General features: G+C 41.6%; 9 protein-coding genes. 1 reads left to right on the top strand and 8 read right to left on the bottom strand.

All coding sequences use genetic code 11. From position 1 onward, the window contains the following. From CH373_RS18330 to CH373_RS18320, 3 genes are all read right to left on the bottom strand, one after another. Positions 1-699, bottom strand: a 699-nt coding sequence (locus tag CH373_RS18330) for a HAMP domain-containing protein (protein ID WP_165778873.1), incomplete at its 3' end; no start/stop codon positions are given. 254 nt (positions 700-953) lie between these two features. Further along, entirely contained in the window at positions 954-1,586 is a 633-nt protein-coding gene (locus CH373_RS18325; protein WP_100714052.1) for a response regulator, read from the bottom strand. Next, the gene (locus CH373_RS18320; RefSeq protein ID WP_100714051.1) at positions 1,583-2,893 is read right to left on the bottom strand and encodes a GAF domain-containing sensor histidine kinase; all 1,311 of its coding nucleotides are present in this window, start codon (positions 2,891-2,893) and stop codon (positions 1,583-1,585) included. Before CH373_RS18320 ends, CH373_RS18325 begins: the two co-directional genes overlap by 4 nt. A 511-nt stretch (positions 2,894-3,404) precedes the next feature. On the opposite strand from CH373_RS18320, the gene CH373_RS18315 reads away from it, so the two are divergent. Beyond that, positions 3,405-3,725 carry a phasin-related domain-containing protein gene (locus CH373_RS18315; protein WP_100714050.1) on the top strand — a complete coding sequence of 107 codons (321 nt, stop codon included), beginning with the start codon at positions 3,405-3,407 and terminating at the stop codon, positions 3,723-3,725. Positions 3,726-3,808: 83 nt separating this feature from the next. Here the strand turns inward: CH373_RS18315 and CH373_RS18310 are convergent, their stop codons facing one another. The 5 genes from CH373_RS18310 to CH373_RS18290 are packed head-to-tail and all read right to left on the bottom strand — an operon-like array spanning position 3,809 to position 8,205. Next, positions 3,809-4,171 carry a response regulator gene (locus tag CH373_RS18310; protein WP_100714049.1) on the bottom strand — a complete coding sequence of 121 codons (363 nt, stop codon included), beginning with the start codon at positions 4,169-4,171 and terminating at the stop codon, positions 3,809-3,811. A 1-nt stretch (position 4,172) separates the two neighbouring features. Then, positions 4,173-5,030, bottom strand: a complete 858-nt coding sequence (locus CH373_RS18305) for a CheR family methyltransferase (RefSeq protein ID WP_100714048.1) — start codon at positions 5,028-5,030, stop codon at positions 4,173-4,175. Next, complete coding sequence (locus tag CH373_RS18300; RefSeq protein ID WP_100714047.1) at positions 5,027-6,124, bottom strand: protein-glutamate methylesterase/protein-glutamine glutaminase; 1,098 nt, start codon at positions 6,122-6,124, stop codon at positions 5,027-5,029. Before CH373_RS18300 ends, CH373_RS18305 begins: the two co-directional genes overlap by 4 nt. A gap of 12 nt (positions 6,125-6,136) precedes the next feature. After that, on the bottom strand, positions 6,137-7,750 hold the full coding sequence (locus CH373_RS18295) for a methyl-accepting chemotaxis protein (RefSeq protein ID WP_100714046.1): 1,614 nt from the start codon (positions 7,748-7,750) through the stop codon (positions 6,137-6,139). Positions 7,751-7,761: 11 nt separating this feature from the next. After that, the gene (locus CH373_RS18290) at positions 7,762-8,205 is read right to left on the bottom strand and encodes a chemotaxis protein CheW (protein ID WP_100714045.1); all 444 of its coding nucleotides are present in this window, start codon (positions 8,203-8,205) and stop codon (positions 7,762-7,764) included. Positions 8,206-8,262 lie beyond the last annotated feature (57 nt).

The raw sequence follows: 8,262 nt of genomic DNA, 5'->3' as shown, positions 1-8,262 counted from the left end.
GATCTCTCCCTTTACATCAACTGTGATTTTCTTGGAAAGGTCACCTCTTGCTACTGCAGTCGTTACATCCGCGATATTCCTCACTTGTCCAGTCAGGTTGGATGCCATAGAGTTCACACTGTCCGTTAGGTCTTTCCACGTACCTGCGACATCTCTTACATCCGCTTGTCCGCCTAACTTACCTTCGGTGCCCACTTCCCTTGCCACCCGTGTTACTTCCGAAGCGAAGGAGTTCAGCTGGTCCACCATCGTGTTCACGATCTTTGCAGTCCTAAGAAACTCTCCCTTTAAGGGCCGCCCCTCTATTTCCAGGGACATATCTTGGGAAAGGTCACCACCTGCAACTGCACCGATTACTCGCATGACCTCCCTGTTTGGTTGTACTAAGTTACCGATGAGTGAATTGATCGCATCCATGCACGCGGCCCAGTATCCTGTTTTGGCCACGGAACTTATCCTTTGGGAAATCTTACCTTCTTGGCCTACTTCGTTGCTGATCCTCTCGAATTCCTTTACCATTCGTTCGTTTTGATCAATGATATCGTTTAATAAATCTGCGATTTTTCCGCTAATCCCGGTGCTATCCAAAGGCATTCGGTGAGTAAGGTCCCCTCGTTTGAGAGCTGAAAGTACTTCGAGAATTTGCTTTAGATTTAGAGAATCATTTTCTATGAGATCAGTTGTTCTCGCAACGGACATACAAAACCACCTATCGATTCACAGACGAATGCGCACAACGCGTCGATCGCTTAAATAATGTATCAATTTCTACGGTTTCGCAACAAAAAACAAATTAAACTCAAGAAAGCATTCTTCTTGTTAAACGAACAATAGGAATGTCACAAAAAATGTGACACCCCAAAGGCGCACATATAGTTAATAATTTATTACCAATTTCATGACACTTTGTTAGATGGAAGAACTAGGCAAATTTGAACCTTAATTGTTTAGGATTATTCAATAAGCCGATTGTCATACGCATAACGCACTAGTTCATTTGTGTTTCTTAAATTCATTTTATTTAAAATTCTGGCGCGGTATGTATTCACCGTATTTACGCTCAAGTTCAGCTCTTTGGAAATTTCTTTTACAGTCTTTCCCCTTACTAACATGAGCATAATTTGCATTTCTCTTTCCGACAAGATTTCGTGAGATAGTCTATCGGCAGGTTTTGAGAGCTCTCTTACGAGTAACTCAGTGGCAGTAGAACTTAGATATCTTCTGCCAGAAAGGATGGATCGTATCGCATGAATCAGTTCTTCCGCTGCGCTACTCTTTGTCATATAGCCGTCAGCACCATTTTTCAAAGCTCGAACCGCAAATCGATCTTCCGGGTACATACTCAAAATCAAAACCCTCAGGTTCGGAGAAGAAGTATGTAAAATCTTTAATGCGTCTAGTCCGCTCATTCCGGGCAGATTAATATCTAAAATCGCGACTTGAACTTCCTGGTTCCTTACAAACTCAATCATTTGTTCTGCATTTTCTGCTTCGCAGACTACTTCCATATCATTTTCTTTCGCCAAAACTTTTTTTAGACCCTCACGCAATAGCGGATGGTCGTCTGCTAGCGCGATTGAAATCATATAACACCTCCTTTCCCATTTCGGGGATTCTTTGGAATTCTAACGCGAATTTTAGTACCATTGCCGCCCTGGATTTGAACGTCACCACCTAGTACGATTGCCCTTTCTTGCATGCCGATCAGGCCGAGCGATTTCGAATCATAAAGTTTTTCTGAAGAAATTCCAATTCCGTTATCAATGACTGTTAATGTAACATGAATATCCGTTTGTTCTAAGTAGATTTCTGCTTTCTCAGCTTTAGAGTGTCTTGCTATATTCGTAAGAGTTTCTTGGAAAACGCGAAACAATGCGACTGAATGCTCTTGGGAAAGAGGAGCCGAATCATTCCAGGATTTGTGGATACTGCAATTTATTCCGGTACGCTTTTGGAATTCCTCTGTATACCATTCGATTGCTTCGATCAATCCTAACTCGTCCAGAATCATGGGCCTTAATTGGGTCGCGATTCTCTGCACCGATTTAATCGCAGACTCTATTAAATTTAGCATAGAATCTAAATCCGTCTCAAGTGCGAGCTTTTTGCCTGACTCTTTATGCTCAGAAGTTCCTTTAAGTATATTATATTTCAGTAATGATGTATCGATTTTCAAGACAGTCAAGATTTGCCCAAGTTCGTCGTGTATTTCTCTCGAAATCATTACTCTTTCTTCTTCTCGGACTTCCTGGAGTCTAGCCGATAAAGCTCTCAATTGTTCTTGAGATTTTCTTAAATAGTTTTCCGCCTCGCTTCTTTCGAATACCCTTCCGATTTGAGAACCGATATTTGCAAGTGCTTCCAAAAACGTAGGAGTCATATCTGCGGGGTTGCAATAAAATTCTAAAACTCCAATGACTTTATCTCGGTTCCAAATGGGAGATGCAAAGGCTGAATTGACTCCAGCTTTCTCCGCTAGATTTCTTACTCTTTCTTCCAGGTTTTCATTAAGGGGATCGAGCCATATCGCCTTTTTTTCGCGCAATACTTGCGGAGCAAGACTCGTTTGGTAAAATGTCTCTTCTATATACTTTCGAAAACTTTTGAGAGATGCATTTTCCTGTGAGAACCAAATCGGTGAGATTTCCAGGCGTTTTTTTTGGTCTGACCAAAGATATACATTAGCTAATTTCCAGTTCGTGATGACGCAAATTCTATCTATCGCAAACTGCAATAATGCTTCCAGATCCGTAGACTCGTTTGCAGCACTTGATATTTGCTGCAAAAGTTCAAGTACGGATATGTTCCGAAGCAGAATTCTTGTTGTCTCTGCTTCACCGTTTAATTCTTCGTTAGGAAAAATCAATTTGGTATCTACCGAAAATTTGCTCACACAGTTATTCTCTATCGAAAATAAGTACTAGCAATTCCTTTCCACGTTAATGCTTTCGAAAAGACAAGGGCTTATCTAGCAACTAACACCTGAATTGCCGCTCTTTTTCAGTGTTCTAGCCTCACCTTCAACTGTAATGAATGTTATAAAAGGTAGCATTCCGAAAGCTTCTATTAAGTGCATCAACTAGTCTTTGTTACTACTGTCTTACATTATTAGTTTACACGTAAATAATTTAGATCCAATCGAATATCGAATCATGAGTCTTAGTCGCCCAATCTATGACTTTTCTTCAGGAAATACTTCCGATGCCCGAATACTGAACAATTTGCGTCGCTTTTCATCGGATCGGCATGTAAGCAATGGTGCAAAACAAAATTGTAATATTCCATTTTAATAAAGGAGACATAAACAAAAATACGCAACTTTATTCATTAAATTTTCTTAATTTTATTGACTTCCTTAATAATCTGGATAGAAGAAATGAAAATTTTTTGCAAGGTAATTCACTATGGAAAAACAACTGGTGGACGCGGTAAATGCGTGCTTAGGAATACTAATGACTACGTCGGAGGCATTGAACAAAGCAAAAGGAGAGATATCTCAAACTTACCAAAATCTGATCACAAAAGGAGCCGCAGATAACTCAGAACCTGCCAAAAAAGCAAGAGAGTTGTTCAATAAAGTATCTACGGAGATTAAAGAGATCTCTTCCTCCGCAGAAAAGAGTTACGAATCTGTGCGTTCTAAATTCGATGAAATCGTAAAAAAATCGACTAGCCTACCTGCTTCAGAGGCTCCAGCAAAAACTGCCAAGAAGTCTGCTGCTTAAGTCGGGAACTTCCAATAAAAAGACCCACTCGGTTTATTTGTAAAAAGATATTGGCAACCACAAACAGTGCGTTGCCATTTCTTTTATTTTTGCAATATCTGCTTGATGATATCTAAAAATTGAGCTGGGCGAAATGGCTTTATAATCCAACCGTTTGCTCCTGCCTCTGCTCCCTTTTGTTTCATCCCATCTTCTGATTCGGTCGTAAGTGTAAGTATGGGAATTTCTAGATTTATTTTTCTCACTTCTTTAATGAAGGAGATTCCATCCATAATGGGCATATTGATATCTGTAATCACTAAGTCTACTGAATCGGCTCCGAATTTTTCTATCCCTTCTTTCCCGTCCGATGCAAGGACAACGTCATATCCCCCCATTCCCAGCGTTTGCTGGACTAAGCTTCTCATAGTCGCAGAGTCATCGACTGCCAATACCCTTGCCCGCATGTTATGCTCCTTTTAAAAACAATGTGAAATTCGACGAATTTAATTCATAGAAACGACAAAGTCCGAATTCTCGGATAATGAAGTTATTGGAATATTCCGCAATAGACTCTGCAGATCCCAGAATTAAAAAACTATCCTGGTTCAAAGCCTTTTCAATTTTTTCAAATAATCTTTTTCTTTCGCTGCTATCGAAGTAATAAGATACATTTCTACAAAGTATCAAATCAAAACCGGTCGGGAACGGGTCTGCTATCAGGTTGTGCTGTTTGAACTCTACGACTGATTTGATTTCATCCTGAACCTTGAGTATGCCAGGTTCATAAGGATCGAAATATTTTTCCAAGTGGTAATCAGTAAGCCCTCTGCCTAATTCAAAGGTAGAGTAAATTCCTAATTTTGCCTTTTCAATGGTTTCCTTGGCGATATCTGTTGCTAATATTCTAATATTCTTAAATATATGAGGAAGCTTGTCACGAATCGCCATAGCGACTGAATAAGGTTCCTGTCCTGTAGAACAGGCTGCGGACCAAATCTTGATGATATGATTGTCTTGATTCGGAAACTTTTCACGCTTTCTTTCCAGAATCTCTGGTAAAATCCTTTCTAGTAGGGCACCGAAAATGCTTTCATCACGGAAGAATTTTGTTTCGTGTGTAGTTACTCTTTCTATTACCTTTTCTCTAAAGTCTATGTCGGAGCTGTTTTTGAATTTATCTGACAACTCGCGAAAATCGGAGAGGTTGTAGTCTGACATCAAGTCGGATAGGCGGCTTTCCAAAAGATAGGTTTTCTCTTCTGTCAAAGAAAGACCGGTCGCTTGTTTGATCGCTTCCATTAATTCGGAAGTGGCTTCGTTCATTTCTTACCTGACCTCTGGAATAACTGTGTGATTCTTTCTGCAAGTTTTTCTACGTTTAATACTTCGTTTATCAATCCTTCTTTTGTAGGCCGGTTCGGCATCCCATAGACCGTGCAGGATTCCTGGTTTTGTGCGAGCAGATAGGCGCCATTTTCCCTCAGTTCTTTCAAACCCAGGTACCCGTCCTCACCCATGCCAGTCATGATCACACCGATTGTCTCCCTAGGAAAGCTCCGGGCAAGGGAATGGAATAGTATGTTCACGGATGGTTTACATAGTTCCGCAGGAGGACCAGAAAAAACTTTAGCTTTAGGGCCTTCGGAATCGTGAATTACTTCCAATTGCTTTCCACCCGGAGCAATATACGCTACTCCCTTTTTAAGAACCTCACCGTCCTCGGCTTCTTTTACGGTGATATTGGATGCTTGAGACAAACTCTCGGCGAGATAATTTGTGAATAATGGTGGCATGTGCTGAGCGACTACAATGGTTCCTTCGAAACCGTAAGGTATGCCTGAAAATAACTGCCTCAGTGCGATTGGTCCTCCCGTGGAGATTCCGATTGCACAAAGTCTAAATTGATTATCTAACTTTCTGGCGACCCCCGAAACCTTAGGTGGTGGTGGAGCAGTTTCTTGAATCGATATTATTCTTTCATGATTTTGTAATTCTTTAATCTTTGCGGTAAGCGATACGAGAGCCTCTCCGACTCCTTCCACACCGCTTCCATCTGCACTGGGTTTGGGGACAAAGTCGATCGCCCCCATCTCCAGCGCCTTTAAAGTGATCTTGGCTCCCTCTATCGTTAGGGCACTGAGCATGATCACTTTTGTTTCCGGAAATCGCTTCTTGATTTCGGCGAGAGTTTGGATTCCATCCAACTCGGGCATTTCTACATCAAGAATAACGATGTCCGGTTTCAGTTGAGCGATTTTAGGCAACGCAAATTTTCCGTCGATCGCAGTTCCCAAAAATTCAATTTCCGGGTCCTGCGTCAATGCACTTCGGAGCAAATTGCGGTACACTAAGGAATCATCCACCACGAAGACAGAAACTTTACGCTTCGCGGTGGCGCTTTTAAATTGAGCCTGCATTCTTTATACCTTTTACTTGTTAGCAGTATTAGATATTTTGAATTGGTTCACTAACGTGGTCAAACCTGCTGCAAGCTCCTGCAAGGATTGCGAAAGTTTGGAAACGCTGTTGGCATCCTTGGCTCCGTCTAGGGAAGCAGTAGAAATACCATTGATGTTTTTAGTCACATCGTTCGAAGTCAAAGAAGTTTGTCCTACGTTTGCGGCAATTTCCTTTGTAGTGATAGATTGCTCTTCCACTGCCGAAGCGATGCTTCCGCTGATTTGGTTCACCTCTGCGATTACGCTGGTAATTCTTGCGATTGAGTCGATTACCTTTTCCGTACTCTTTTGGATCGCAGAAATTTTACTCTTAATCTCTTCAGAAGATTCAGCAGACTGGCGAGCTAGCTCTTTTACTTCAGAAGCTACCACAGCAAATCCCTTTCCTGCATCTCCGGCTCCGGCAGCTTCGATCGCTGCGTTCAACGCTAACAGTTTGGTTTGGGCAGCGATACTCGCGATACTTTCTATCACGTTTCCGATCTCTTTTGCGTTTTCTCCCAGTTCTTTTACGACTTCACTTGTCTCAATCGCAGTGGAGTTTGCCTCGCGAGCGATCTTTGCAGAATCCGCTGCTTTTTTGGCGACCTCACCAACGGAAACCGACATCTCTTCAATCGAGCTGGAAACTACGTTTAGATTTTGGTTCATCTGAGTAGCTGCAGCTGCGATGGTCTGAGACTGTTGGGACATCTGTTCGATTCCGGAAGAAAGATTCAAACTCGCACTCGACAAATCACTGGAAGAAGAGAATAAAGTGTCACCGTTTTCTTTCAGTCTTGAAATCAATGCCGCAGTGTTAATCAACATGTTCAATATCGCTTTTTGTAACTCTCCGATTTCATCGTTTCGGTTATGGTCAATATTCACCGAAAGGTCGCCTGTCGCGATCTTGTTTGTAATGTTCGAAGCTTCTTTCAAAGGTCTTAATATATAGTTTGTATAATAAAGACCTAAAATACTTTGCAAAACTGCAAATGCTCCGGCTGCGGCGAACGAATAAAGAGGGCCTATTCCCAGATAGTTAATCGCACTTACCGTTGCCAGACCGAATACGGTAACAAAAACGAAGCTTCCTAATTTGAATCGTACAGAAGTTTTCCTGATGTTGGTTGGAGTTAAAGCTTTCTTTCCAGCCAAAATATCATCGTAGAGCTTGGAGGCTGATTCGACTTGAAGTCTGCTAGGAGCACGTCGAACCGACATGTAACCGATGATGCTTCCGTTTTCCATTCTAGGTGCTACGTTCGCATCTACCCAGTAATGGTCTCCGTTTTTGGCTCTATTTTTGACGATTCCTCTCCAAGGCTTCCCGCTCTGGATCGTCGTCCAAAAGTCTTTGAATACGCTTCTAGGTATATCGGGGTGGCGGACAACGTTGTGAGGTTTACCGACTAGTTCATCTTCGGTAAGTCCGGCTATTTCCAAAAAGTCCTTATTCGCATATGTGACCTTTCCTTTTAAGTCGGTCATTGATACGAGCGTAGTTCCTTCTTTCATCACCCTTTCTTGTTCGGTGAGAGAGACGGACATCTGTTTTCTTTCGTTTTCTTTTTCCTTATTTTGAGACACAAACCCTAACATACTTTTCTACCTTATTCATCCTCTAGATGTAGTAATTCTTCTTGGTTCAATATGATCATCGTTCCGCTTTTCAATACTGTCACACACCGAATGAATCTGCTCTCTTTCTCGTTTAGGTGAGAAGGACAGGCCTCCAACTTTTGATCCGAGACCTCTACGATGTCCGATACAGAATCGGAAAGTATCGCAAAGGATTCTTTCTTGCCTTTCAATCGAATGAGTGAGTATTTTTGAGAAGTTTCTCCTAAGTCTTTTCCGAACAAAGACCTCAAATTTAGAATCGTCACCAGATCCCCTCTCAGGTTTACGATTCCTTCCACGTAATCAGGAGCATGCGGAACTTTTAATATTCTTTTATTGTGATCCACTTCCTTACATTCTCCCAAAGAGATTCCGTACATCTCTTCTCCCAGAAAAAAGGAAAGATATTGCTTTTTATCCGTAATCTCGGCCATAAATTCCTTAACCTACCTGTGCCTGATCATGCATTATGTTTTTAGATACGAGATTCA

The sequence above is a fragment of the Leptospira perolatii genome (assembly GCF_002811875.1).
Lineage (GTDB): Bacteria > Spirochaetota > Leptospiria > Leptospirales > Leptospiraceae > Leptospira_B > Leptospira_B perolatii.
The sequence above is the reverse complement of the archived record's forward strand: the minus strand, read 5'-3'. Positions and strand labels throughout refer to the sequence as shown.